We start from the raw sequence: 26,775 nt of genomic DNA on the forward strand, positions 1-26,775 counted from the left end.
AGTTATAAGATTATTGTAAAAAAAATAGATTGTAGCTTCCGCTTACATCTCCCCATCATTCTTCCTCATGAATTCCAGTATTTGCCGGGATTCTTCTTTACTTACATTCTGATTTGGCATCCTTACCAAACACTGCTCTAAAAGTTTCTGGGCTTCCGGATCTGATTCCAACATCATGTCCACATTGGTGATCATGTTGATGATCCAGGCTGGTTCCCTCTTTTTCGTTAAGCCTTTCCAACCTGGTCCGACAAGTTTTTCTTCTGTAAGTTTGTGGCAAGCCAGACACTTCAGGTTGTAAATACTTTCTCCGTTTTTAACCCATTCGGCGTCCAATGGTGATGCCAGGGTGATTTCTTCAGCTTTTACTTCAGTACCGTGTACTTCCGGCTGATTTTTTTGAAGATCCTGAAAATCTACTGTGGGCTGGTCTTCTTTGACCCCGCCTTTACACTGAAAAAGCAAAAGGCTTAAGCACAGAAGGCCCAAAATGGCAAATAAGCGATTTTTCATATTGATTTGATTTAAAAATTAATTATAGACATCCATGTCTTTTATTCATGTCAAAGATTGGGTATCCCTGGTCATTGTAAATTGACATTCATCATCTCTTGAAATGATTCTTATCAATTTTGAGATTATCAACAGTTACCGGATTTAAACGTTATTATGCAATGCTCACGTCAAAATCGTTTGGTTACGCAGTAAGAGGAATGCTGTTTCTCGCCACCGAAGCTTCGCGTGGAAATTATATTCAATTGGATGTGATCTCAGAAAAAATGCATGCTCCAAAACATTTTTTAGCTAAAATATTTAAGAAGCTGGCAGACGCAAACTGGATAGATTCTGTGAAAGGACCCCATGGCGGGTTTAAAAGCAATAAAAATACTTTACATGCAAGTCTGTTGGAATTGCTCATCCTCACAGATCCCAATGATCCTCTGGACCATTGCGTTTTGAAATGGGAGAAATGCAATTCGAAAAAGCCTTGTCCGTTTCATCATCACATCAGTCCCCTTAAAAATCAGTTCCTGAATATTTTAATGAAAACAAGAATAGAAGATTTATTAAATGGACACGGGAATGAAAAATTAAAAGCTTTAAATTTGAAACTATAAACTTGAGTCTGAATGGACTAACATTTGTAAGTTGTTTCGATGAGTATTTCTAATTCTGGTTTTAAGATAAATACTAATTTATCTGGAAATTTTTATCACCCCTTAAGCTTTTTAATCGATTCATTTAATTTCAAGAAAATTCTAGACCAGGAGTTAAATCATAACTATTCATTCTTACTTTTACCCCATGCTCTCCCTGATCCTCGCGTTCATCTCTGCCATCCTCATCGGACTATCTCTGGGCATCCTCGGTGCCGGCGGTGCCATTCTCACCATCCCTGTTTTTGTTTATATTTTACAAGTGAATGCCATTGATGCCATTACCTGCTCGCTCTTTGTGGTTTGTCTGACGAGCCTGACTACGGCCATCCAATATTATAAAAACAAACAGGTACATTACAAAGCCATCCTTTCGTTTGGTCTGCCTTCATTAGCATCTGTTTGGTTTTTCAGAAGTATCGTTTTGCCAGCCATTCCCGATCCTTTCATCGATTTCGATGGCTTCGAAATGAGCAAGTCCTCAACTTTGTTGGTAGTCTTTGCTTTACTGATGTATGTGGTCGCCTATAAAATGCTGAAAAAAAATTCCAGGACGGCAAGCATTGAGAAAAATCCAAAAAATCAACAGTTGTCTTTTATTCTTCACGGACTTTTTGTAGGGGCCCTGACCGGATTGCTGGGTGCCGGAGGAGGTTTTCTCATCGTTCCTGCCCTGGTGCTCTTGCTGGATCTGGAGTTTAAAATAGCTGTTGGCAGTTCTCTCTGTATCATTTTTCTCAATACGACCATGGGCTTACTGGCCAAAACGGAAATGCTCTTTCAATTGGATTGGCAAACCCTCCTGAGCTTTACCATGATTACGGTTCTTGCGAGCCTGATCGGCGTAAAAATTTCAGATAAATTTTCCTCAGCCAAACTGAAACGGGCCTTTGGATTTATCCTCATCTTTGTGGCTACCTTTATGCTGTACGAAGAACTTTTATTAAATCTTTCCTCTTAAATGCACAATTCTGTCGATAATCATTGAACTTTAATTAAATCATTTTCGTTACCTTCAAAAAATTTGTGATGAGAATACTTCATGTAAGCTTCTTTTACCTATTCATACTTGCTTTCTTTGCTTGCCAGGGCAGTTCTACGGCTCAGGGAATTGTAAAAGATATCAAGACCCAATGGAACAAAGAACCCGGTATAATTGTGGATGTGCGTACTCCTGATGAGTGGAACAACGGCCATCACCCCAAAGCGATTCATGCGGATTGGATGAGTGATGATTTCAGAAAAAAATCTGCAACCTGGGATAAAAATAAAACCTATTACCTGCACTGTGAAGCGGGCGGAAGAAGTGGCCAGGCTGTTGAATATCTGAGAAAAAATGGGTTCAAAAAAGTTTATAACGCCGGCGGTTACGATCAGATCAAAGACCTGAAGTAATCCAAATCAATTTATGCCAAGAACTTCATTTGATGTCAGGGAATACAAGAGTCCCTCCGGACAAGCTGAAAATGCCATATTGGTTGGTGTGATTCTTCCAGACCAATCCGACCGGATTGTCGGAGAACATTTGGATGAACTTGAGTTTTTAGCCCAAACAGCAGGCGCTCAGGTCATTAAAAGATTTACACAACGTTTGCCGGCCATCAACTCTCATTCGTTTATAGGTCCGGGCAAAATCAAAGAAATTGCTGCCTATATGGATCACTTTCCTGCAGATATGGTCATCTTTGACGACGACCTCAGCGGAAAACAACAAAACCACCTGGAGTCCGAACTCAAAGTAAAAATCATCGATCGCAGTTTTCTCATCCTCGACATCTTTGCAAGCCGTGCTCAATCCGCACAGGCCAAAACACAAGTAGAGTTGGCACAATTGCAGTACATCTATCCTAAACTTCGAGGCATGTGGTCGCACCTCGAGCGTCAACGCGGTGGTATCGGAATGCGCGGACCCGGCGAACAGGAAATTGAAACGGACCGGCGGATCGTTAAAGAAAAAATTTCCCTGCTCAAAAAGAGATTGGAAAAAATTGATCAGCAAAACATCACCCAACGCAAGAACCGCGACGAAATGATCCGCGTAGCTTTGGTTGGTTATACCAATGTAGGAAAATCTACTTTGATGAATCTCTTGAGCAAATCCACCGTATTTGCAGAAAACAAACTGTTTGCAACACTCGATACCACAGTAAGAAAAGTGGTCTGGGATGCTATGCCTTTTTTATTATCGGATACTGTTGGGTTTATCCGGAAATTGCCTCATCATCTCATCGAAAGTTTTAAATCCACACTCGATGAAGTCAGAGAATCTGATATCCTTTTGCATGTGGTAGACATTTCACACCCTCAGTACAAGGACCATATTCAAACGGTTACAGAAACCTTGCGGGAGTTGGGCGCTGGCGATAAACCCGTTATTTTGATTTGCAATAAAATGGATGCGTATCGGGAACAGTACTTTGATAAATATCTGGAACCTCAGGTGAAAAATGACCTCGAGCAGGAATTGCATCGTCAAATGGAAGCCAATTATCCCTATCCTGTTTTATTTATTTCTGCCCGATCGCAGGAAAATATTGAATTACTGAGAGATCGTCTGAAAAGTGAAATCATCAGACAATACATGATCCGTTACCCTTACAAAGCTAAAACCTGGTAAATGAATACCTGGATAGAAAAATATGCCGGGTTGCTGGTTCATTATTCCTTATATCTGAAAGAAGGCGAACGACTGTTCGTAAGAACTACCACTTTGGCGGAACCGCTGCTAAAGCAAGTTTATTTAAAGGCTTTGGAAGCCGGTGCTCTGGTGGAATGTGAATTGAGCTTTGAAGACCAGGAAAAATATTGATGCAATCAGGTAAAGCATCTTCACTGGAATATGTTTCACCCGGATATCGCTTAGCCATGGAAGAATTTGATGCTTTGCTTACGATCAGAGCGCCTTATCAGAATCATCAAGAAAACAACATCACTCCTGAAAATAGAAAACGCCGGTCCGCCGCCCTTCAACCATACGAACAACTTTATTTTCAAAGACTGGGAAATGGCAGTCTGAAGAGAAGTTTATGTCAGTTTCCAACGGCGTATGGGGCTCATCACGCTGGCATGTCACTCGATGAATATACCGCATTTATTCAACAGGCCTGTTTTCTGAACGATGAAGTGCCGGCAGACAAATGGAAAGAGTTATCTCAATTTCAACAAAAGATTGCCGATTACCTCAATACCTGTGATCAAATCATTTATCGCCATCCGGATTTTGAAATTTCGTTTTCCGTGAAAGGCCGTACCTGGATCAATTCCGATGGAAAAGCCAACATGCCTTCAGGCGAAGTATTTACAAGTCCGGTAGAAGACAGTGTTAACGGGGAGATCTATTTCAATTACCCAAGTATTTATCAAGAACAGGAAGTGGAGGGCATCCGATTGCTAGTTAAAAAAGGTGAAGTCATCCACTGGTCTGCAAAAAAAGGTCAGGACCTACTCGACCGCATTTTTCAATTGGACGGCAGCCGTTATTTTGGAGAAGTCGCTATCGGTTGCAATCAAAACATTCAACGCCCCACGAAAAACATTTTATTCGACGAAAAAATCGGTGGCACCATCCACATGGCCATCGGACAATCCTATCTCCAGACCGGAGGCAAAACCAATCATCCATTCACTGGGATATGATCACCGATATGAAGAATGGGGGAGAGATTGTAGCGGACGGGGTGGTGATATACAGGGATGGGGTGTTTCTAATTGTTTAGGTTTTTCTGTATGACTTTAATAGCCATGAAGCTCAATATATGGATTGAGTTTTCTTGAATTTCTTTCCGGATAAAATCGCTCTCTTAAATTCGGTTTCTCACTTTATATAAGATTTTTGCTCATTCTTATCATACTAACATACGTTCGTATCGGGCTATTCAAACAATTTATTTACTTTCAGTATACGATCAGTTAACAATGAATTAATCCATTTTGCGAAATAAACCGCAAAACATCCATATACATTTGCCCCAACTTAACTTAACTTGCATGTCACACAAAAATTTCATTTCCTTATTTATTACTTGCTTTTCATCTATAGCATTCTTATGCGGTCAGCAAGTATATTTTAAAATTAAAGTCCTCGACGAAGAAAAACTTAGTTTTCCTGGAGCTTTGGTCCGCTTGGAACCCGGCAGATTTACTGGTGCTACCGATGCGAACGGAGAATTGACGCTGACGGGAATCCAGGCCGGAGATTATTCTTTAAGTATAAGATATATAGGTTATGCTCCCGTTGAAAAAAACATTTCGATACAATCTCCCGGTCTGAGTCTCGTTGAAACCCTAAATTTTTCAAGTGCGGAAATGAGTGAAGTGGTCGTTTTGGGAGATCGTCTTAAAGGTCAGGCCAAAGCATTGAATCAGCAAAAAACCAATGCTTATGTATCCAATGTCATCACTTCTGATCAAATAGGTCGCTTTCCTGATGCCAATATCGGGGATGCCATCAAACGGGTACCCGGAGTTACAATGCAAAACGACCAGGGTGAGGCCCGCAACATCATCATCCGCGGTATGGGTCCGGAACTCAACGCGGTGAACCTCAACGGCGAACGAATTCCCTCTGCTGAAGGTGATAACCGCAGGGTTCAGATGGACCTCATCCCTGCTGATGCCATTCAATCCGTAGACGTTCGAAAAACCTTAACTCCTGAAATGGATGGCGATGCCATCGGAGGTTCTGTAAACCTGATTACAAGAAGCACTCCTCAAGATCTTCGTCTTTCTGCGACACTGGCCGGAGGTTATAACAATATTCGGGAAGGTTTTATTGGAACCGCACATGTATTGCTGGGCACACGTATTGCCAATGATAAATTGGGAATCCTGGTCAATGGATCCCTTCACCAAAATGATTACGGCTCAGATAATGTGGAAGCTATCTGGGAACAAGATGCCAACGGGAAAGTCTACATAGCCGATCACGATGTCAGAAAATACGATGTTAAAAGAACCAGAAGATCTGCAGGTCTATCCCTCAATTACGAAATCAATCCATCCCACCAATTATTATTAGACGCTTCCTACAATTGGCGTGATGATCTCGAAAACAGATTTAGGCTCAGACATCGCCTGAGGGGAGATGATGCAGATTTGATCTACGATGCCAACGGAAATATCACTGGATATCAAAACGGGGAAGTGCTTCGTCAAACCAAAGGTGGCATTGATGACGATAAAAATGAAAATCGCCGATTGGAAGATCAGCGTGTAAAAACCGCTGCACTCAAAGGAGAACATTTGTTTGGAAATCTGAAAGTAAACTGGAGTGCACAATATGCACGTGCATCAGAAGTCAGACCTCACGAACGCTATATCGCTATGGGTCGCAGAAGCATTGAAATCAGTCAGGACATCAGTGATCCAAAACTCCCATTGTTGTCTGATCAGACAGAGCTGGTAAATTACACAAGACTAAGTGAATTGACTGAAGAATTCCAGGACCAGTTTGAAGAAGATGCCAATGGAAAACTTTCCTTCGAATGGCCCCTTTCGCTCAGTGACGAATTAAAAGGAAGCATTAAAGTAGGTGCACGCATAAAAACAAAAACCAAAGAAAGGAACAACCGCTTTTATTCTTATGAACCGATAAATTCCTACGAAGACAATTTTTCGAACATCACTTTGCTCGGTTTGAAAGACCAATCCGTGGATAATTTTTATCCAGGCTCTAAATTTGTAATCGGTGATTTTATTGATCCGGCATTTCTCGGTCAGCTGAACTTCAAATCCGATACATCATTTGAAGAATCTGATGAACCCGCTGAATACCTGGCTGGAAATTACACCGCGAAGGAAGACATTCTCGCAGGATTTGTGCAGTGGAATCAAGCACTATCTGATCGTCTGAATATGATCATTGGTGTACGTGCCGAACAAACCCAACTGGATTATACAGGAAATATCGTCTACGATGAAGAAGATCTTCAGGGAACTGCCCAATTCGAAAACGACTATACCGATGTATTGCCAAGTATTAACCTGCGTTACGAATGGAACAAGAATTTTATCTTAAGAGCTGCCCTGACCCGGGGTATTGCAAGGCCTAAATACTATGATCTCGTACCCTACTTCAACGTACTTGCTGACGATATGGAATTGCAAAGTGGAAACCCAAAATTGGAACCAATACGCAGTACCAACGCAGACCTCATGGGTGAATACTATTTCAAATCCATTGGTATTATCTCTGCAGGGGTGTTTTACAAATCATTAAACAACTTCTTTTATACCTACCGGGATGAAAACTACACCGCAGAGAAATTTGCAAGTGACTTCCCGGGAATTAACAACCCCATTCAGGCAGGCGATGAATGGCAGTATACTCAACGTCGCAATGGAAGTGATGTAAATGTTCTTGGTTTTGAAATTGCCCTTCAAAGAAAACTGGACTTTCTACCTGGATTTCTGGGTAATTTGAGTTTAAACACCAACTATACCCATACGCATTCCAATGCAGATGGAATATACGATAATTCCGGTGCGCTGATCCGCGAAGATGTTACATTGCCTGGAACCGCTCCACATATGTTTAACGCCTCGCTTACCTTTGAAAATAAAAAATGGGTGGTTAATTTGAGTGGAAATTACACGGCAGCCTATGTGGATGATAGTGAAGATGCCGGCTACTCAGAAGATGCATTCTACGACCGCTATTACGACAAGCAATTTTTCCTGGATGCCAATGCCAGTTTTGCAGTGAATTCAAATTTGCGCATTTTTGCAGAAGCTAACAATCTGACCAATCAACCGCTCCGCTACTATCAAGGCATTGAAGACAGAACTTCGCAAATTGAATATTATGGATCTAAATTTAACCTGGGTGTAAAGTGGGATTTGACCCGATAATGAATGAGTACGAACGAATGTTAATTCCGTTGAGGTTATTTTCCCTTTTGGGGCTTCTTCTGTTTTTGGGATCCTGTACCAGAAAAACTGCTTTGAACAGGGATCAGATTCTGCAAGCTGAAGTCATTTCGGAAAAAGTACTCGATGATTCGGATGATCCAGCCATATGGGTAGATCCTAATCATCCAGCAAATTCCCTGGTCATAGGTACCGATAAACACCTCGATAACGGAGGCCTGTATGTTTTCAACTTGCAGGGAAAAATTGACCGAAATCGAACAAAACTCGGCATGAAAAGGGTTAACAACGTGGATGTGGCTTACGGCTTTATATGGGGGAAAGACACCATTGATATTGTTGTTGCAACGGAAAGAGATCGCAATAGTCTTAGAATTTTCTCTTTGCCTGAAATGGAATCCATTGATGGAGGTGGAGTAAAAATTATGGCACAGCCCGGAGATAGCCTACCGATGGGTATTGCTCTTTATAAATCAGCTGATCATCAAGTATACGCCATCGTTAGCCGGAAACAGGGGCCTTCAGAAAATTATTTGTCGCAATACCTGTTGAGACAAGACGCTTCAGGTCGGCTGGAAGCTGTTGAAGTCAGGAGATTTGGAAAATTTTCGGGTAAAAAAGAAATCGAATCCATTTGTGTGGACAACGAACTAGGTTACATTTATTACAGTGATGAACGCGCCGGAGTCCGTAAATATTTCGCTGATCCTTCCAAGGGAAATCAGGAACTTGCTTTTTTCGGACAGGGCCAATACAAAATCGATAATGAAGGGATCAGCATTGCAAAAACAGCCTCCGGAAAAGGTTATCTGCTCGTTTCAAATCAAGCTGCCAACAGCTTTATTTTCTATCCAAGAGAAGGCTCGCCTCTGAATCCTCACGATCACACCAAACTCGCTGAAGTCAGGGTCAGCGCCAGGGATAGCGACGGGAGTGATACCTGGTCTTACGGATTACCTGGTTATGAAGGAGGTTTGTTCGTTGCCATGAGTACCGATAAAACTTTTCATTTCTATTCGCTCAACAAACTGCTTCATCTTGCGGGTTTAAAGCATTAAGCTCATATCGAAACACCTAACATTCGTTAGTTTGTTTGAATCGGGGCGCCGGTTATTTTTAGTGAATAATTCTCACTAAATTTATTACATTTATCCCACACAAAAAAGCCTTATTATGATCACCGTATCAACCACAGTAAACACTTTTATACAAAGGGCCTGGAAAATCTGGACCACCCCTTTCCACATCCAGCAATGGAATGCCGCTTCCGACGACTGGCATTGCCCACATGCAGAAAACGACCTTCGGGATGGCGGCAGATTTCTCTTCCGCATGGCAGCCCGCGATGGATCCATGGAGTTTGATTTTACCGGACAATATACCCGGGTGATCGAAAATCAACTCATCGAATACACCATGGACGATGGCAGGAAAGCCCGCATAGAATTTAATGATTTAAACGGTGATACAGAAGTCATCGAATCCTTTGATCCCGAAAATATGCATTCACATGAAATGCAGCGGTCCGGCTGGCAGGCCATTCTCGATCGTTTCAAAAAATATTCAGAAAGTCTTAATCTGCATAAAATTCGCTTTGAATATGAAATTCATGCTCCCGTGGAGATCGTTTACGAACGTATGTTAGCACCAGCAACTTACCAACAATGGACGGCTGCTTTTAATCCGGGTTCCTATTATAAAGGAACCTGGGAAACCGGTTCTAAAATTCTTTTCGTCGGGACCGACGAGCACGGCAACGAAGGCGGAATGGTAAGCCGGATTCAATCCAACATCCCCAATGAATGTGTTTGCATTCAACATTTGGGTGTGCTCCAGAATGGATCGGAAATTACCGATGGTCCGGAAGTAGATGCATGGGCCGGTTGCATGGAATGTTACTATTTTTCAAAAACGGAAAAGGGAATGCTGCTGAAAGTAGAAATGGATACCAATCAGGCTTTCGAAGATTACTTTAAGGAAACCTGGCCTAAAGCGTTGGAGTTGCTCAAGGAGATTTGTGAAGATTAGGCGAAAGGCCGAAGGATTAAGGCTTAAGGCAAAAGCCAAAAGTTGAAAGCTGATATGAAATAATGAAACCCATTTTTTTCCACTTGGGCCATATTGATTCTTATAATTGAAAACGAAAACCGGTTTGACATGAAGATTTTCGGTTCTTACTTGAGCTTCCTGATGGCGTGATTGCAACCGGCGTAAAAATTAATTGCGCTTTTAATCCAGTGACGTGGATTTCACTTCCCCTTCAGCCTTAGGCCGTAAGCCGTAAGCCGTAAAGCGTAAACCGTAAGCCTTAGGCCTTAAGCCTTAAGCCTTAAGCCTTTCCTACCTATCATGGTCTGGTTTCCACATGAACTCCAATCATTTGTTCCTCCAACCATTCAAACTGATCGCTAAAACTTCTATCTGCAACTTGCAAGTGATCTGCCAACACTTCACTGCTGATCATGCCCCTGTATCCATCCAATGCCAATATAATGTCGGGATGAGATTCTACATCAATAGAAATTCTATCGGTGACATTGAAGTTTTTATCTTTTCTGATATTCTGTATTCTGTTGATCAGTTCGCGTGCAAATCCTTCCGCCTTCAATTCATCAGTTATAGATATGTCCAATGCTACAGTGAGCGGACCATCCGTACTCACTAACCAGCCCGGAATGTCTTCTGATAAAATTTCAACATCTTCCAGTAATATCGGATAAATCTGTTCCTCGAAACTTAATTCAATAGCTTTACCTTGTTCCAGGTTTTTAATTTTCTCAGCATCAAAATCTGCAATCCATTCAGCAGCTTCCTTCATGTGCTTACCCAGTTTTTTACCCAGCGTTTTGAAATTGGGTTTTGCTTTTTTCTGACCAGGTCGGTGTCCGTAGAGATGTAATTGATTTGTTTGATGTTGACTTCCGATTTTATCAATTCTTCGACCAACTGAATATCCGATTTGAATTCACTCGAAAAAACAGGTAATAAAATTTGCTGTAAAGGTTGTCTGACTCTGATCTTTTGTGCCTTTCGCAATGAGAGGACCAGGCTGCATATGCGCTGAGCAAGATCCATTCTTCGCTCCAGGGCTTCATCCATCAGCTCAGTTGATGGCTTTGGCAGATTAGACAAATGTACGGATTCTATAAGAAAAGGGGAACTTGGTTCCAACATCTGGAACCGCATGGTGTCGGTCATGTTTTTATACAACCATTCTGCCATAAATGGAGCCAGAGATGCCATTAGTTTACTTACCGTCACCAAACATTCAAACAAGGTTTCAAATGCTGCCTGTTTATCGCCTGAAGATTCTGATTTCCAAAACCTGCGCCTCGACAGCCTCACATACCAGTTGGAAAGGTCGTTCGCTACAAAATTCTCAATACATCGTGCAGCTTGAGTGGGTTCATAGGCATCCATCGACTTGCGGTATTCAGCGATTACATTTTGCAGCTTTGAAATGATCCACCGATCGAGTTCCGCCCGCTGCGCTACTTGTAAATATTCTTCTTCATCAAATAAAAACTGATCGATGTTCGCATATATGGAAAAGAAGGAATACGTATTGAATAAGGTCCCGAAAAATTTATTTCTAACTTCGGTTATGCCTTCCAGATCAAATTTCAGATTTTCCCAGGGATCTGCATTGCTGATGAGATACCATCGCGTGGCATCAGCTCCAAACTGCTTCAGGGTACTGAAAGGATCTACCACATTTCCCTTTCGCTTCGACATTTTTTCACCGTTCTTGTCGAGTACGAGTCCGTTGGATACTACCGTTTTGTAAGCTACATTGTCAAACACCATGGTGGCAATGGCGTGCAAAGTATAAAACCATCCTCTGGTCTGATCGACCCCCTCGGCAATAAAATCTGCGGGAAATTCCTTGCTTAAATCTGTTTTTTCAAAAGGATAATGCCATTGTGCATAGGGCATGGAACCGGAATCAAACCAGACATCGATCAGATCGAGTTCCCTGCGTAGCGTTTCATTTCCATCATCAGAAACCAATACAATTTCATCTATGTAAGGGCGGTGCAAATCGGCTGGTAATTCCTGTGTGAGACCCAGCTGTTGATTGGCCATCTCAATTTCATTTTTTAATTCTTCAAGAGAACCTATGCACTTTTCGATGTTCCCTGCTTCATTTCTCCAAACCGGTAACGGAATTCCCCAGTAACGCGATCGCGATAAATTCCAATCCTGAATATTCTCCAGCCAGTTGCCGAATCTGCCGGTACCCGTTGAAGCCGGTTTCCATTGAATCGTATTGTTGAGTTCAATGAGCCGATCCTTAACGGCAGTTACTTTGATAAACCAACTATCCAGCGGATAATAAAGTATCGGTTTGTCGGTTCTCCAGCAATGCGGATAATTGTGTGCATACTTTTGGGAATGCAGGAGTTTGCCTGCTTTTTTAAGTTTAATGACCAGTCTTTCATCTACTGAAAGATAACGCTCGAGTCCGAGTCGCTTTTTCTCGGCTTCCTTTTCATCGTGACTCAGGTAAGCTTCTTTTACATACTCGCCTGCAAAATCGTATACCTCCTCCGTGAATTTTCCCAGGCGGTTAACGAGCGTTAGGGAACCCATGCCGTATTTTTTGGCTACACGCATGTCATCTGCCCCAAAAGAAGGAGCAATATGGACAATTCCCGTACCTTCCTCCGTGGATACAAAATCTCCCAACAGCACTTTGAATGCATCTCCATCCTTTGGTACCGCATAATCAAATAAGGGTTCGTAACGCAAGCCTTCGAGGTTAACACCTGTTAGTTTTATTTGATGTTTGAGGTAATGTGTCCTTTTTTCATCGGGGTCCGGCAGGGAATCTGTGACTTCGTTTTCCGGTTTCAACCAGCTTTGAACCAATTCTTTGGCCATTAAAATATTTTGGTGCTGATGCGTATAAGGATTGTAGCATTCAAGCAGTTGATATTCTACATTAGCACCTACTGCCAGTGCGGTATTGCTGGGCAAGGTCCATGGCGTGGTCGTCCATGCAGCGATATGAAATTCGAGATCGCCGAATAATTTTTGTTGTTCCTCGTTATAGGAATCCTTATTCACTTTAAACAAAGCCACAGCAGAAACATCTTTGACTTCCCGATAGGCTCCGGGCTGATTGAGTTCATGCGAACTCAGGCCTGTACCGGCAGCAGGTGAAAAAGGCTGAATGCTGTAACCTTTATATAAATATCCCTTTTTATAAATCTCTTTAAGCAGGTACCATACAGATTCTATGTATTCGTTTTTGAAAGTGATGTATGGATTTTTTAAATCCACCCAATAACCCATATTACGTGTGAGTTCGTCCCACTCGTTTTTAAATCGCATTACAGTTTCTTTACATTTCTCATTGTACTCCTCAATGGAAATTTTTACACCGATGTCTTCTTTAGTAATGCCAAGCTCCTTTTCGACGCTTAACTCAATTGGTAAACCGTGAGTATCCCAACCCCCTTTTCGATGCACTTTTTTGCCGATTAAAGTCTGATAACGGCAAAAAATATCTTTTACCGTTCTGGACATGACGTGATGAATGCCCGGCTTTCCATTTGCGGATGGCGGACCCTCATAAAATATAAAATCAGGTGCATTAGCCCGGTTGTCAATGCTCTTTTTAAAAATTTCCTGCTCTTCCCAAAACGCCAGAATCTGCCGGTCGATCTCCGGTAAATTCAGCGATTTGTATTCACGGTACATCATTTTTCTGCCTTTAAAAGCTGCAAAGATAATGAAAGGGAAATTTTTAATATAAATAATTGATTATTAATAGATTAGAATACAATAGCGCGCGCCCGGTATCAAGCAGGCAGATCCTTAGATGCACGTTGAAATTGGAATCCTGAGTTCGTCTCTAATTTGAAAAAATCCGGGGATTTTCCGATTGCAGAAGTGATGGTTACATTTAAGGTGGCAAATCGTTTTAATAGGGACATTATTTCCAAATTGATTTTAAACCACTTTATAATGAAATATTTGGGTCTTCTTTTACTCTTTATGAATTTTTTCTCAATCACAACCACAGCCCAATCCAATTGCAAATGTTGTACACCCCATCACCGGGAATTTGATTTCTGGCTGGGAGATTGGGAAGTATTTAGCACCGACCATCATAAAATTGGAGAAAATAAAATAACGAGCATCCAGGATTCCTGTGTCCTGTTGGAAAACTGGAAATCGAAAAACAGTACAGGTACCAGCTACAACTATTTCGATCCCTCTGATCAGACCTGGAACCAATTGTATCTCGACAACGGAGGTTCTATTTTAAAGTTAAAAGGTAGATCTGAAAATGGAAAGATGGTTCTCAAAAGTGAAAAACAAAAAAGTCAAAAAGCTGAGTTTTTCTATTACAATCGAATCATTTGGGAACCACAACCGGATGGCAACGTTTCTCAAAAATGGGATGTAGTCACAGATCGCGATAGTATTTTGCAGGTTGCGTTTCATGGAATATACAGAAGAAAAGGCTGAAGACTCAAGGCCAAAGGCTCTTAGGAGCAGGAAGCTTGAGGCAAAATTCGCTGAAGAAGTTTCCAGTCCCAAGATTTCCATTTGAATTTACAATTAGATGGATATGTTGGGATCAGTATGCGGTTTTAGTTTCATATTGATTAATACATGTATTCAATTTACGTTTTCTAAGTCGACAAAATAAATCTCTTCAGGATCCAGGAATTTTTTATTTGTTGCACATTTGTAAAAGTTAATGACCAAAACCGATAAATTTCTGTTGGCACGAGGCTAAAGATTTGCGCAAGCAGACATTGGGAAATGAATGTTGTCTGGAATTGGAGGTATGGGCAAGAGTTGAAAACAAGATATTGATAACATGCCTATCTCCCGGAATTCTCTTGTCTACAATTCGCCTTATACATGTTTTTTAGTATTTTACTTCAGATTCGAGTGATCATTTCTTCTTAAATTTGACCTAAGTAGTTACAACTTTTTACAAAATGATCAAATATCTGGCGCTTTACTTTTTTATAACAATGGGAAGCTCCCAGTTTTCATTGTTTAGCCAACAAGACTTAAATACAGATTTGTATAAACCGTTGCCCCTGCAACATTTTACACCTCCAAAAGACACATCTTATAAGGATAACAAACTTGTAATTTTCAATATGCTCGAAAAGAGATTTGATACGGTTCAAACAGGAAATAATATTCATAAGTTAATTAAAAAATTTGGGTATTCAGACAATGATCAGCACAATCCAACAGCAAACACGAGCAACGAACCTGATTTTACTTTTTCAAACATACTTCCCGCAGATCAGCTTGCTGAATTTCCCAATTACCCTATATCTCCTGTTGTTAAATTGTTCTTGACCTTTTTTAATCCTTCAAATAATCAGACTCGCTTTGCAACATGCTCGGGCATTCTGATTCACCCGGGATTTATTTTGACGGGAGGCCATTGTGTTAAAAGTAAATTTGATTCAAGTTATGCTGTTTCCTGCACGGTAGTCCCGGCATACAATTTAGGTAGCCGGCCTTTTGGATTGACTACTACTACAAATTGGTATTCATTTACACAATGGACTATGAATGGAAATTTGGATTACGATATGGCCATCATGAGTTTAGCCAATCCGATAGGAAATAATACGGGATGGCTGGATTGGGGCTATCATCCCGATGACAGCTTCTTTACTTCAAGCTCCAATGTATTTTACAGTTTTGGTTACCCGGGATATGATCCTATAGGAAACCCAGTTTTTGAAGAAGGGGAAAGAATGTATTACATGAGTGGAAATATGGATTTTCATCAGTCAAAAAATACAATGTGCCACAATAACATAGGATATCAGGGACAAAGCGGAAGTGGGCTTTATTATAAAGATTCATCGAATAACAGAACAGTTTACGGAGTTTTGAGCCATGGAAATTTATTTCCTCCTTATTTTACCTGCCATTGCAGGATGGATTCCAGTATGTTTAATCATTTCAGCAGCATTATTCCCAACATAAGCAAAGTACAAACCAATCATTTTACCAGGCAAATTCCTGTATATCCAAATCCATCAGGTGGCGTTTTCAATATAGACCTGAGTGAATTTCCTGATAAAGAAATAAAAATTCAGGTACTTGATTTTTTGGGACGGAAAATTGAATTGGAATCTCCAAATAGAAGTAACTCGATAGTAACAATTGACTTAACATCTTACCCTAAGGGTACTTATTTTATCCAAGCAAGCATAGAAGGAAAATTAGTAAATGGGAGAATATTCAAAACCAATTAGCGTCCATAACCACCCATCCTAATGGAGTGTAACTATTATGGAAATTAAAGATGTTAAAACAGTCCTGTATTTATCTTAAAGAGATTTTTCTTATAGATCTCTTTCTATTTTAGTTTCTCAGATAATGGTTTAAACTAACAATATTTATATTTGTTGGAGAGAGAATTATTAGTTAAGCGTGCATGTTTTGGATTGTCCTTAAAAAATAAATTGTTTATTTGAGATTACTGTTAATTATCCAGAAAAAATGGGTCAAGTAATTTTTATTGGTATTAGTTAAATATTACACCCAAAAAAAAGCCTACATCCTTTATAGACATAGGCTTTCAATTTTTCCGGCGTATGAAATTACTTTCCTCGCAATACCTTGTTTATCTGATAATGTAAATAATCGCGATGTGCTTTTGTGGCATCGTCTTTCCCTTTGTTATCTTTCAAACTTTTGTTTAACCTGTTCAATGCCGTGAACACAGCAGCCTTGGTATCCGTACCAAACATCGCCATTTTGTTTTCCATAATGCCGATGAGCTGAGTTACATAAAAATTCTGAAGATTTTTACGATGGCTGTTCACTGAAGTTTTCCAATCCGCTCCAAATATCGCGTTTTCAAGATCTTTCAACACCTCATGTACATCGTAACTGTTGCCGTACATGGTCGTGTTATTGATCCTTCTCAAGGTATTTGAATTTAAGATCGTAATCAAGGTATAGGCCTGCAATCCCAAAATATGAACATCGAGTTTGGGATCTTCAGAACCAAAAAAGAATTGAAATCCTCTTCTTTGTCTTTGAAGATAATTATAAAGAGAAGTTTCTGCATCGAACGCATCGGGCGCAAAAACTCTTTTTGCCAACAAGTCCATGGCCTTTCTTTGATAAGCCTCATCGACAGGAGTATAGGGAAGATTTTTTGAATTTTGTCCGGGCAAACTTCTGTCCAGATAGATTCCACCAATGTAATTGGCCACAGCACCCGTCATATCGTATCGCTGATTGATCAACGCATAGTATTTCACATTCAGATTTTCATAAGTCTTATCCGGTTTGGTGAATTTTTCTTTCAGTCCCCTCATGGTTTTGTTTACCAGCTCAAACCGTTCTTCTGCATAGGCCACCATATCGTTACTTAAATCCCAAACCATCACTCTGGGATCGATACCTCTTCCCGGCCGGGTAATGTCTGCATCATTTCCAAAAATGAGTTTCTTTTCGGTACTTCTTGCTAGAATCCTTTTCAATCCTTCCTCTTCTTCTGCTGCGGAAAAGGGTCTGTATCCGTATTCGATGACCCATTTGTCATAAGGACCTGTGCAGGTGGTGAAGTAATGAGCTTGTTCAGCTTTATTCAAAGCCACGTTCACCACGCTATAGTCCATAACAGAACCAATGACTCCAAGAGTGCCGGTCATGTTTTTATCTTTCAGTTCTTTCGGACTCAGCATTTGACTTGATTTCATGTTGTGACTTAAGCCTAATGTATGCCCCATCTCGTGTAATACCAACTCCGTCATAAACTGGTGCAACAGATTTTTCTTTTCTTCTTCATCTGCATCTAATGTCTCCAAAACGGCCGTTGCAAAAGACCGCTGCACCTGTAAGCCTTTCCCTGCCAAACACATCCGGTGATCGTGTTGGTCTGCAAGTTGCTCAAGTGCTTCCGGTTGATCTGCGCGATAGTTGATGTATCTGTGCATTCTCTCAAACAAGTCGGTTTCCGTCGCAAGCCCGCGTAAGAATCCAAAATCAATAGTAATGTCTGCACCTAAAATTTGTCCGGTGCGAGGATTGATAAAACTGGGGCCTATGGCGAATCCCAGATCAGAAGATACCCAACGGATCACATTGTACCGAATATCTGCAGGATCCCATTCAGCGTCATCCGGCATCATTTTCATAACTACTGCATTTTTGAAACCTGCCTTTTCAAATGCTTCGTTCCACTTGTGGCCAGCATCCATAATGGTCTGCCTCAATTCTACGGGAGTCGTGTTTTCCACCCAAAAGACGATGGGCTCAACGGGTTCACTGATCGCATCGTTCGGATTCTTCTTTTCCAAATGCCAACGCGTGATGATGTCGTGATATCGTGGATTTTCTGTGGTCGTCATGTTTTCCATTTCTTGAGTAAAATATCCAACATGAGGATGTGCAAACCTGGGCTTGAAATTGTTCTTTGGCAATTGGACAAAACTGTGTTGCATTTTAACAGAGATGTAACGGGCATCGGTAATGTCTAAGCCTCCAAAATTTTGTGGATTTAAATTTTCGTATGACAGGTTTACAACCACATCGGTATTGGATGGAAAACTTCTGATTTTTTGGTAAAATGATTTGTCTTTATTGACCGTCCCTAAATTCAGGATCAATCCGGGTGGAAATCCGGGTGGCAAAAAAGGTTTCACCGGATCGAGTTTTTCACTGAGTAACAAATCATCTGCCGAAATTAAAATTCCCAATGAATCTTCGGCGGCTATCTTTTCAGAAAAGAAGATTGCCTCTGAGACATCTACATTGGCAGCTTTGCTCAACGGACTTTTCGGATCAAAATAAAAATTTGGGTTGGAGCGAACCCATTCCAAACGTTCGAAGTTTTTGCGAATTTTAAATAACCAGGTTTCCCTAATCATATTCTGGTTGAGAAAAAGGTCTGCAGGGCCCCCTATGGAAAAACTTTGGTATAAAAATTCTTCGCCAAGCTGTTCTTTGCGGATGTAAAGTTTTATCCTTCCCGTGGCTGTATCCTGAAATAAGGTAAAAAAACCCTCGGTCTTTTTACAACTTTTTGTCTGATCTGCTATCGTGACCTTCTTTGCGGTGTCTTTTGCAGTGCTGTCTTTTTTAACCTCAGCTGTTTTTTCAGGTACTGATTTCTTTTTGGCCTGGCCAAGGCCTTGCATTGGAGAAATTGCCCATAACATACTGATGCTCAATGCATAGAGAAAATAATTTTTCATGTGTTTGGTAAATTAATGGTGAATATGAACTGTTTTAAGAACCCAAAAATAAGGCTCTGGAAATTATCAACGAAAGTTTTCGTAAAAGATTGTTTAAAATTGTCTTCGATCCCACTTTAATAATGCCTGAGGGGTTCCGGGCCCCGCCAGTTCCCTCCACCCGGATGGCCGTCCGTCCAAATCAAAAAAATGAATACTAACAATTGTTAGTATGCTGGCTTTATCCTTAGCCGGAAATTGTCGTTTGGCGATTATCCCGCTGGGATCACATAATTGGAATGTATCCATTCGCCTTCTCCGATTTTAAACCAAAGGCCATCCTGTGCCATTTTATTGACCAGTTCTCCTTTGATCAATTTTCTTTTGATTGGAAATTGTGTACCTGCTCCTTCCCTGACATTGAGCTCAGACACGTTTACTTTCAAATCTCCGGCAGGTTTATTATAATTTTCTAATTCTGAAAGAAATTGTTTCCAGATTACATCATCCAGCATCATTTTCGGACAATCTTTACCTGTGATGTCAAAATGTCTGTGCACCTGTGATGAATGCATCTGATGCAGATTCAGCAGATGATGCGTGAGTTCGATCGTATGCTGTCTGGTTTTAGAAAAATCTCCATCTGAATTTACACACATTTCGATGCCGATGGTATAGTTGTTGGGCGAATCTCCTACAGGTATCTGAAGTTCATTGTGCACAAGTGCTTTATAGGGCTTTCGGGATCCCACATGATATCCCACTTCGCCATCGGGTAAACACCTGACAATGGTTTGATCGTCGACTACATAATGCGCAGAAGCGTAAATGATGTTGCCATTCACACGGATGTAGTCCCTGCTGTTAAAGTAATTTCTGTTGGCCATGGCGTTGGCTCCTCTGGATGTATTGGCTGTCCAGTGAATGATAATCGCCCTCAGATCTTTGAGATTTCTTCCGGGTCTGTTGTAATTGTTCAGTAAACGCTCTGTGATTGCTAACATTTTTATATGATTTAGGCGTTGTAATCAAAATCGTCCTGCCTTTGATCCGCAGTCACTTTGGCTATAAACTCAGATGCTGTATAAGAATCTGGTGACTGCAGTAATTTGTTTTCGATTTCCTGTTTGCTGTAAAGTGCCCTCTTTACATTTTTATAATACAACAAAGTATCGAGTAAATCGTGAAAAAATTTGGATCCCTGACTGAGGAACAATCCCGTGATCAAACAACCCAGTATGCTTTTAAAAGAAAAATCTGTTATCGAATTCAATGGAATCATCGCACCCTGGGTCTTGATCAATTGAAAAAAATCGGCATTGCACAAGAGTGCCACCAATATTCCAATAATACCAGATAACAATTGTATTTTTTTTTCGCGTTTCTTTTCCCAGTCCGTATCCTCAGGAATTTTCAAGGATAAGGAGGGAATATTGAGTTTGATAAAATTGGATACTTTCTCCGTGATTAAACTCAACATGAATAAGGTTACTACAATGGAGATCAATATACCTTCCGTTTGCATGATTGAAGATTTAAAGTGAATGAAAATTTATTACATGGACTTATATTAAACCCGGTTATTTAAGATCACATCCAATAATTTCCGAAGCCATTGAACTCAGAGCCATGATTGTCCATTGCGGATTAACACCAATACTGGCCGGAAAAATGGATGCATCCGTTACGTATACATTATCGTATCCATTTAATTTAAAATCAGTTCCAACAACTCCTGGCAAACTGTTTTTACCGGTCATTGAATTTCCACCCTGCGGATGTGCTGTACTCAGGATCAGGTCTGATTGCTTTAAATCGTATGCTTCAAAATCTTTAATAAAACCATCATACGCATGGGGATCTAACAAGTCAATTCGCAATCCGGGGTTCATCGGAATGACAACATAACGGGCTCCGGCTAATTTTCCAAGCTCGACCATGTCGCGTATGGCAGATTTGATCTTCCGCAGATCATCTGTGCCACTCAGATCGAATTCAAATGCCCGACCCGTGATTCTGTCGTATTTACGATCAATTGTACCCACGTTGGAGGAACCGATTAAGACTCCAAAATTCAAGCAATTGGAATAACGTTTCAGGACATTCCTGTGCGTCTCAAAGTTGAAAGGCAGCGTTATCGCAAATGCAGCCGGTGGATTGTAATAGGTTTCAAAAATGTAATTTTCACTTTTGTGCAAAGCTGCCATCGTAATTTGAGTTCCGTCGAAAGCTTTCAATTCATCTTCAAATTCAAATGCAAATGGAAACGCATAATTACAGGCCAGATTTTTTCCCACCGCTTCGTTTTTTAATTCGTGTTCTGAACTTCTCATGATCAAATGGGTTGAGGCAATGCATCCGCCGCAGATTACTAAACTCTTATGAACACTGATTTCTTCGATCCCGCGACTCGTTTGCACCAGAATTGCCCGGGCTCTCTTATTGAGTTGTCCGGTATCACTTGCTTCGTCCGTTATAAATTTTAATGCATCCGCCTGAGTCATCACGTGTACGCCTTTGGCTTCAGCCCAGGGAATATAAGTCGACTCCATGGATAGTTTTTTACCCCTTTTGTTGCCAAGGTTCCACAATCCGTCTCCATCCTCGCTCCGGGCATTGACTTCCAGTGGATCAATCAGGTCCAGGATGTGGTCGTGTTGTTGATTAAATGCTGAAACTGCATTTCGAAACTTTGTTGCAACTTTTTGATTGATCGCATTATGGTCGATCGGGTGTATGTTGATTTCCTTTCTGATCCGATCGTAATGTTTTTGAATTGCGTTTAAAGGAATTCCGAAATCCTTGTTCCAGGCATCACGCGTTGCCATTGGCATTTCCAGACAAACTGCATTATTGATGACGGTCGTACCGCCCAGCGTTTCACCCTGCAATACCACCATATCAAATTTTTTTGTTTGCTGCAATCCACCTTCTTTATAAAGTCTGGCCAGCATATCCATTTCATCGTCATTCATGTCGGTGTGACGCGAAACACGGCTTCCTCTTTCGACCAGCAATATCTTTGAAGGATCTATATTTTCACAACATGCCAATCTGTAAGCCATCACAGCCCCGGCTGCGCCGGAACCAATAATTACATAATCATACGTGCTAAGATGATCCGCATCGGCCTGAGAAGAACTTAAATGATTCGCCATCAAGGATTCAGGATTTACGCTCATCCCGGGTTTGAAATTGAGTGGATCTGATTCATTCTCCGGCATTGATGGCACATGAGAAAAAGGGGCCGGACTCGAGGGAAGGCAGCCCGCGTAACGGTTTCTTCTTTCGGGTTCGATATAGTTCAGAAAATCACGACCTTGAGGTGTGGATAAATATGATAAGCTTGAAATCGCTTTGAGCGAAATCCCAATTTTATTGGCAATGTTCGAAATCTCTGGAGAAAAGGCTTTGGAGATTTCAGCCGGAAAACGAAGTATATATTTTTTAAGAAAAAAACACCTCTCTTCCAATGACATATTGGAAAATCTTGGCCTCAATGCCATCAAGGGGCATAAAATATTCTCGAGAATATAAAATGGAAAATTGATCAATCCTCTTTTTCTGCCTCGAATGCTTGCAATAAATTTATCTGTTTTTCCCGCTGCAGCCAGTGCATTAACGTTGTCATCTCCATAAATGGCGGTAACGAATGCCTGGGCTGTATCTGCTTCCGAAGGATGGAGCGTTGTGATCTGAAGATCCATGTTGTAATACAAACTCCGGGCTTTGCGGATCAGAAAAATCAGAGATCCGTTTATCAACAGGTAGATGAACAAATATGGTTTGAGATAACCTGGAATAAAACCATTGTTCAGATAAAAATAAATCAACCACAATGCTGCCGTTATAGAACTAAAAATCAGGGGATCGGTGAGGTTATGGGTAAATATCATTCTGACCCCCTTATACCTGAAGCAGTAATAGGCTATCAAAGCTGTTGTGAACGAAAAAGTGATAGAGTTGAGCAGCATCGATTCGGGAGCCTGAATCAATTTATACCAAATTCGGAATAGTTCGCTTCCTTCCGAACCCCATAAAAATCCTGCGACCAGAAACACAAATAAAAGAGTAAACATTAAAAATGCAACGAAATACACCAACATCAGCAATTGTTCGGCAATGGTTGCATCTTTGGTTTTATATTTTTGTTCAAACAGTGTTTTGTCAAACTCATTTCTGCTTCTCAAGTACAATACAAAACTCAATAACGTTACGGCACTGTCTACAATTCCCGACTGAAATAAGAAGTCTTCGCCACTGCTGAAATAATACAGATAAAACGAACAAATTGCAGCGACAAGATTGCCCAACATAAAAATTCTTACAGCAAAAAATCTAATTCCGGTATGAAACGCGGCAATCATGGCTAGCAAAATAAAATTACTGATCTTCCCTATGGTATGCACATGATGAAAGGCATTCGTATAGGTATCAGAAATCAGTTTTGCCAATTGTTCGGGCCATAACAATTTTTGACTATTTAAAGATACAGAACCCACAGAACCCGCGATCAGAATGCTGAGATAGATCAGGAAAAAAATACCCAACAATCTCAATATCCAAAAATCAAAATCTATTCTTTTGAGAATATTGGACCCATTACTTTTTAGGAGGATCCGCTTTGGAAGAACGATTAACCGGTCTTCTGTTCGCTCCTCATTAAATAATTTATGATAAGCCGCATCAAATCTTGCGCTTTGTTTTTTTACCAGAAGGGAAGCAATGAGCCTTGAAAACCATAAACAAACGGGCCCAAGAAGAAGACCATCAAATGAAATAGTTATAAAATATCTCCATGCGATGGGTTCTATCTTATACACAAAACTTTCCGGATAATAATTCCAGATAGCCTTGTCTTCCAGGCTACGCATGCAGTGCGTTTCCAGATAGAGATCGGCAATATAGAGGGGTAAAAAAATTATGAAATAGTGAACCAGAGAACTCGACTTTCTGATCTGCACAATTATGAATGCATAAATGACTCCAAACAAAACAACTTCTGCAATTTGGCTGCAGAAGTTTTTGAAAAATACGATCTTAAAAACAGGATCTATTAAAAAAATAAGAAGGATGGTAAATGCGGTACAAACAAGCATGTGTAAAAGTGTTCGCTTCGCGTTTGAAAGTCCATCCAGTGGATCCACACTTGTATAACCCTTCATAGTAAAAATTGGAATCATATTTACACGGTATTTTATAGGTTTAACATAATCTTTTCTTCATTTGCACAGTATTCTTAGTAATGTATTAAATAACATTATAAAGAAAAATATTTATTTACTCATCACAATACCAAAATTATGGTCGAATTTTTCAAGATAATCTTTAAATCCAGGAGTAATCCGTTTGGTGATCTTACATTTTTTTGAATAGTTGAAACACCTGATCAACTGATCCGTTTCGCCATTTTCAAAAACTACCAGTAATTTTATGGGAACTTCAAACTCTAAAGTTGATTTAGAAGAAAGGATCAAATAATGATCTTTAGTCGCATAGTTAAACTTTTGATTTTTGATTTGAATGCTGCCTTCCGATTGGGATGGCAAAACATTCTGGTCGACGATCCATGAGAAATTACTCACTTTGATTTGACCCGTTACGTGCGCCTGAAATGTTCCGGTACGGAGTGCTGATTCCCCGATATAATTCCCTTTCCAAACCCCTACTGCTTTGTGGTATTTTTGAAGGCTTGCATGCGTTTCAGATTGGATTTTGATATCTGTTGAAGTTTTGTTTTGATTATTTGATTGGGGCCATTTGAGTTCTGCAAGATCAGGTATTCGCACTTTTTGCAGATTCAATGCATCCATCCTGTTCCTCAAATCACCATTGATCGATTGGTGATCGGTATATACTATACGATCTAATTCCAAACGGGTTCTATCCAATTCAAACTTTCTGCAATTAAAATTTCCTGAAATTGATATCTTATGCAAAGAAGTTTTATAGGTCTTATAGCGCAAAACAAATGTGTCCTCGTTTACATCTGTCACCTGAAAAAAGCCCAGGGACGCATCTGAAGTTTTATATGCAAATATGCTCCGGGTTTCATAGTAATCGTCCTGAAAAAACGGCAAAGGAAAATATAACGCAAAGTGATGTAAAGGAAGTTCTCCAAATACGCCATAGTTCAACATCATCAAATTATATCTTCGTATGAAATTGAAGGGTTTTATAGAACCCATGGATGAACATGAAGAACCACAGAGAATTTTTATGCTCCTTGACTGATTTGCTCCATAAAGTTTAAGATCTGCTCCGGTAAAATTCTCTTTTCTTACCAAGCCGGTATCGAGGTCCAGATAATCGCCTGAACGAAGCTGTATGGTTCCTTCAGCTTTTACAGGCCAATATTCTTTTGGATGCATGTTATACCCTACTGTCATGTCATCAATAAAGGCAGTATCCAACACATTCTCCACCCCAACCAGTCTGACATTGATGTCTTCAATACTGTTGATGGCATCGGTGACTTCCTGCGTTACACTTTCCAAAGTGGATTCGAGAACGGACTCGGCGATATAAATCAATAACGGGACAATAATTCCACCAACAATAGCTCCAATAACTCCAAAAATAATTCCTCCCAATAAAGCTCCCAAAACAGCCGCACCCAAATAACAATACCATGGTATACTGATGTCAATATCCGGATCATCTGTTTCAAAACTGACTCTCAGTTCACCTGCAACAATTGCAACTTGTATTCGCGCAGAAAATCTTCCCGATGCATCGTAACAGGTTCCTGATTTTGAAACAGTTCCGCTCAATTGAATAAAATCATCATCGGGACGAATAGACATGCTGGTAAGTTTAACACCATCTCTGATTTCGTGCTCTCCGCTAAAACTGCAACCTGCAAATGAACCTGCGGGCAAACCAATGCCTTCTTCAATTTTCGGACTTATATTTCTGCAGATCCAGGAAAAATTAATAGCGACTGCTGCTCCGGCTCCAGCCCTTGCAAATGCGGATGTAAAGTTGTTGAGATTTCCTATGCTTCCTCCTCCAAAGGTCAGTGCCACACCAAGCGCATCGTTATTGACTGAAGTAGCATCATCTATCACTTTTACATCAGCCCGTGTAATGTCAAGTGTATTTGTACTGGTTCGGGTAACCGGGACCGGCACAATCGGAATAGAATTGTTTTCCAGACTATTTTTGATGGCATTCGCTGCAAGATTCGTCACCGTTGCAGGCAATCCACTTACCGTCAATGTGCAGCTGTACAATTTATTTGGAAAATCAAAAATTACGACGTCCAAATTCGAAGCGTCGCGGTTAACATCCATTCCCACGACGAGATCCAAGGTTCCCGATAATCCTAACGACAGGTTAAGTTCAACACTCAAATGAACCGGATTTACAGCACTTGCTGGCAAAGATGGCGGTCTGTTGAAGTCCAAAGCAACTTCAAAACCCAGCAGATTCCCTAAACTCGAAGGAAGTAACCCTTCCAAAAAACCGTCATTGTCGAATACAGCCGACAAGAGATTTTGTAGTGATTGCGAACTGACTTCAATCACCATATCGTATCCGTGTGTTTGATTTCCAGCCATGAC

The 26,775-nt window shown here is 40.6% G+C and carries 15 protein-coding genes and 2 pseudogenes; 10 read left to right on the top strand and 7 right to left on the bottom strand.

Annotated elements, in window-relative coordinates; genetic code table 11:
- Positions 1–42: 42 nt before the first annotated feature.
- Positions 43–513, bottom strand: coding sequence for a cytochrome c (locus IPM34_00760; protein ID MBK8954074.1), 471 nt, complete (start codon positions 511–513; stop codon positions 43–45).
- A gap of 119 nt (positions 514–632) precedes the next feature.
- Between IPM34_00760 and IPM34_00765 the strand changes: the two genes are divergently transcribed.
- The 8 genes and pseudogenes from IPM34_00765 to IPM34_00800 all read left to right on the top strand — a co-directional run bounded on the left by IPM34_00765 (position 633) and on the right by IPM34_00800 (position 10,052).
- Positions 633–1,118 (top strand): Rrf2 family transcriptional regulator, encoded by a 486-nt coding sequence (locus IPM34_00765; GenBank protein ID MBK8954075.1) that lies wholly within the window; start codon positions 633–635, stop codon positions 1,116–1,118.
- Positions 1,119–1,305: 187 nt separating this feature from the next.
- Positions 1,306–2,118, top strand: coding sequence for a sulfite exporter TauE/SafE family protein (locus IPM34_00770; protein MBK8954076.1), 813 nt, complete (start codon positions 1,306–1,308; stop codon positions 2,116–2,118).
- Positions 2,119–2,186: 68 nt separating this feature from the next.
- On the top strand, positions 2,187–2,552 hold the full coding sequence (locus IPM34_00775) for a rhodanese-like domain-containing protein (GenBank protein ID MBK8954077.1): 366 nt from the start codon (positions 2,187–2,189) through the stop codon (positions 2,550–2,552).
- 13 nt (positions 2,553–2,565) lie between these two features.
- Complete coding sequence (hflX, locus tag IPM34_00780) at positions 2,566–3,774, top strand: GTPase HflX (GenBank protein MBK8954078.1); 1,209 nt, start codon at positions 2,566–2,568, stop codon at positions 3,772–3,774.
- Positions 3,775–4,873 (top strand): annotated as a pseudogene (locus IPM34_00785) (aminopeptidase).
- 271 nt (positions 4,874–5,144) lie between these two features.
- Positions 5,145–8,006, top strand: coding sequence for a TonB-dependent receptor (locus tag IPM34_00790; protein MBK8954079.1), 2,862 nt, complete (start codon positions 5,145–5,147; stop codon positions 8,004–8,006).
- 92 nt (positions 8,007–8,098) lie between these two features.
- On the top strand, positions 8,099–9,082 hold the full coding sequence (locus IPM34_00795) for a phytase (GenBank protein MBK8954080.1): 984 nt from the start codon (positions 8,099–8,101) through the stop codon (positions 9,080–9,082).
- 115 nt (positions 9,083–9,197) lie between these two features.
- Positions 9,198–10,052, top strand: coding sequence for an SRPBCC domain-containing protein (locus tag IPM34_00800; GenBank protein ID MBK8954081.1), 855 nt, complete (start codon positions 9,198–9,200; stop codon positions 10,050–10,052).
- A gap of 319 nt (positions 10,053–10,371) precedes the next feature.
- On the opposite strand, the pseudogene IPM34_00805 reads toward IPM34_00800, so the two are convergent.
- Positions 10,372–13,730 (bottom strand): annotated as a pseudogene (locus IPM34_00805) (isoleucine--tRNA ligase).
- A 267-nt stretch (positions 13,731–13,997) separates the two neighbouring features.
- Between IPM34_00805 and IPM34_00810 the strand changes: the two are divergent.
- On the top strand, positions 13,998–14,504 hold the full coding sequence (locus IPM34_00810; protein MBK8954082.1) for a hypothetical protein: 507 nt from the start codon (positions 13,998–14,000) through the stop codon (positions 14,502–14,504).
- Between the two features lie 482 nt (positions 14,505–14,986).
- On the top strand, positions 14,987–16,276 hold the full coding sequence (locus IPM34_00815) for a T9SS type A sorting domain-containing protein (GenBank protein ID MBK8954083.1): 1,290 nt from the start codon (positions 14,987–14,989) through the stop codon (positions 16,274–16,276).
- Between the two features lie 348 nt (positions 16,277–16,624).
- Here IPM34_00815 and IPM34_00820 read toward each other — a convergent pair whose 3' ends face one another.
- The 5 genes from IPM34_00820 to IPM34_00840 all read right to left on the bottom strand — a co-directional run bounded on the left by IPM34_00820 (position 16,625) and on the right by IPM34_00840 (position 26,772).
- Entirely contained in the window at positions 16,625–19,231 is a 2,607-nt protein-coding gene (locus tag IPM34_00820) for a zinc-dependent metalloprotease (GenBank protein ID MBK8954084.1), read from the bottom strand.
- Between the two features lie 251 nt (positions 19,232–19,482).
- A complete protein-coding gene (locus IPM34_00825) occupies positions 19,483–20,214 on the bottom strand; it encodes an N-acetylmuramoyl-L-alanine amidase (GenBank protein ID MBK8954085.1) in 732 nt (243 codons plus the stop codon).
- 11 nt (positions 20,215–20,225) lie between these two features.
- On the bottom strand, positions 20,226–20,735 hold the full coding sequence (locus IPM34_00830; protein ID MBK8954086.1) for a hypothetical protein: 510 nt from the start codon (positions 20,733–20,735) through the stop codon (positions 20,226–20,228).
- A 55-nt stretch (positions 20,736–20,790) separates the two neighbouring features.
- A complete protein-coding gene (locus IPM34_00835) occupies positions 20,791–24,393 on the bottom strand; it encodes a GMC family oxidoreductase (protein MBK8954087.1) in 3,603 nt (1,200 codons plus the stop codon).
- A gap of 93 nt (positions 24,394–24,486) precedes the next feature.
- Positions 24,487–26,772: a hypothetical protein gene (locus IPM34_00840; protein MBK8954088.1), complete on the bottom strand. Its 2,286-nt coding sequence runs from the start codon at positions 26,770–26,772 to the stop codon at positions 24,487–24,489.
- Positions 26,773–26,775: the final 3 nt, after the last annotated feature.

It is taken from the genome of Saprospiraceae bacterium, assembly GCA_016716185.1.
Classification (GTDB): Bacteria; Bacteroidota; Bacteroidia; order Chitinophagales; family Saprospiraceae; genus Vicinibacter.

What these genes read in the sequence shown, in the direction of transcription:
- IPM34_00810 (MBK8954082.1), top strand. Translation starts at nt 13,998, where the DNA reads ATGAAATATTTGGGTCTTCTTTTACTCTTTATGAATTTTTTCTCAATC.
- IPM34_00835 (MBK8954087.1), bottom strand. Translation starts at nt 24,393, where the DNA reads ATGATTCCAATTTTTACTATGAAGGGTTATACAAGTGTGGATCCACTG.
- IPM34_00830 (MBK8954086.1), bottom strand. Translation starts at nt 20,735, where the DNA reads ATGCAAACGGAAGGTATATTGATCTCCATTGTAGTAACCTTATTCATG.
- IPM34_00790 (MBK8954079.1), top strand. Translation starts at nt 5,145, where the DNA reads ATGTCACACAAAAATTTCATTTCCTTATTTATTACTTGCTTTTCATCT.
- IPM34_00800 (MBK8954081.1), top strand. Translation starts at nt 9,198, where the DNA reads ATGATCACCGTATCAACCACAGTAAACACTTTTATACAAAGGGCCTGG.
- hflX (MBK8954078.1), top strand. Translation starts at nt 2,566, where the DNA reads ATGCCAAGAACTTCATTTGATGTCAGGGAATACAAGAGTCCCTCCGGA.
- IPM34_00775 (MBK8954077.1), top strand. Translation starts at nt 2,187, where the DNA reads ATGAGAATACTTCATGTAAGCTTCTTTTACCTATTCATACTTGCTTTC.
- IPM34_00760 (MBK8954074.1), bottom strand. Translation starts at nt 513, where the DNA reads ATGAAAAATCGCTTATTTGCCATTTTGGGCCTTCTGTGCTTAAGCCTT.
- IPM34_00825 (MBK8954085.1), bottom strand. Translation starts at nt 20,214, where the DNA reads ATGTTAGCAATCACAGAGCGTTTACTGAACAATTACAACAGACCCGGA.
- IPM34_00840 (MBK8954088.1), bottom strand. Translation starts at nt 26,772, where the DNA reads ATGGCTGGAAATCAAACACACGGATACGATATGGTGATTGAAGTCAGT.
- IPM34_00815 (MBK8954083.1), top strand. Translation starts at nt 14,987, where the DNA reads ATGATCAAATATCTGGCGCTTTACTTTTTTATAACAATGGGAAGCTCC.
- IPM34_00820 (MBK8954084.1), bottom strand. Translation starts at nt 19,231, where the DNA reads ATGAAAAATTATTTTCTCTATGCATTGAGCATCAGTATGTTATGGGCA.
- IPM34_00770 (MBK8954076.1), top strand. Translation starts at nt 1,306, where the DNA reads ATGCTCTCCCTGATCCTCGCGTTCATCTCTGCCATCCTCATCGGACTA.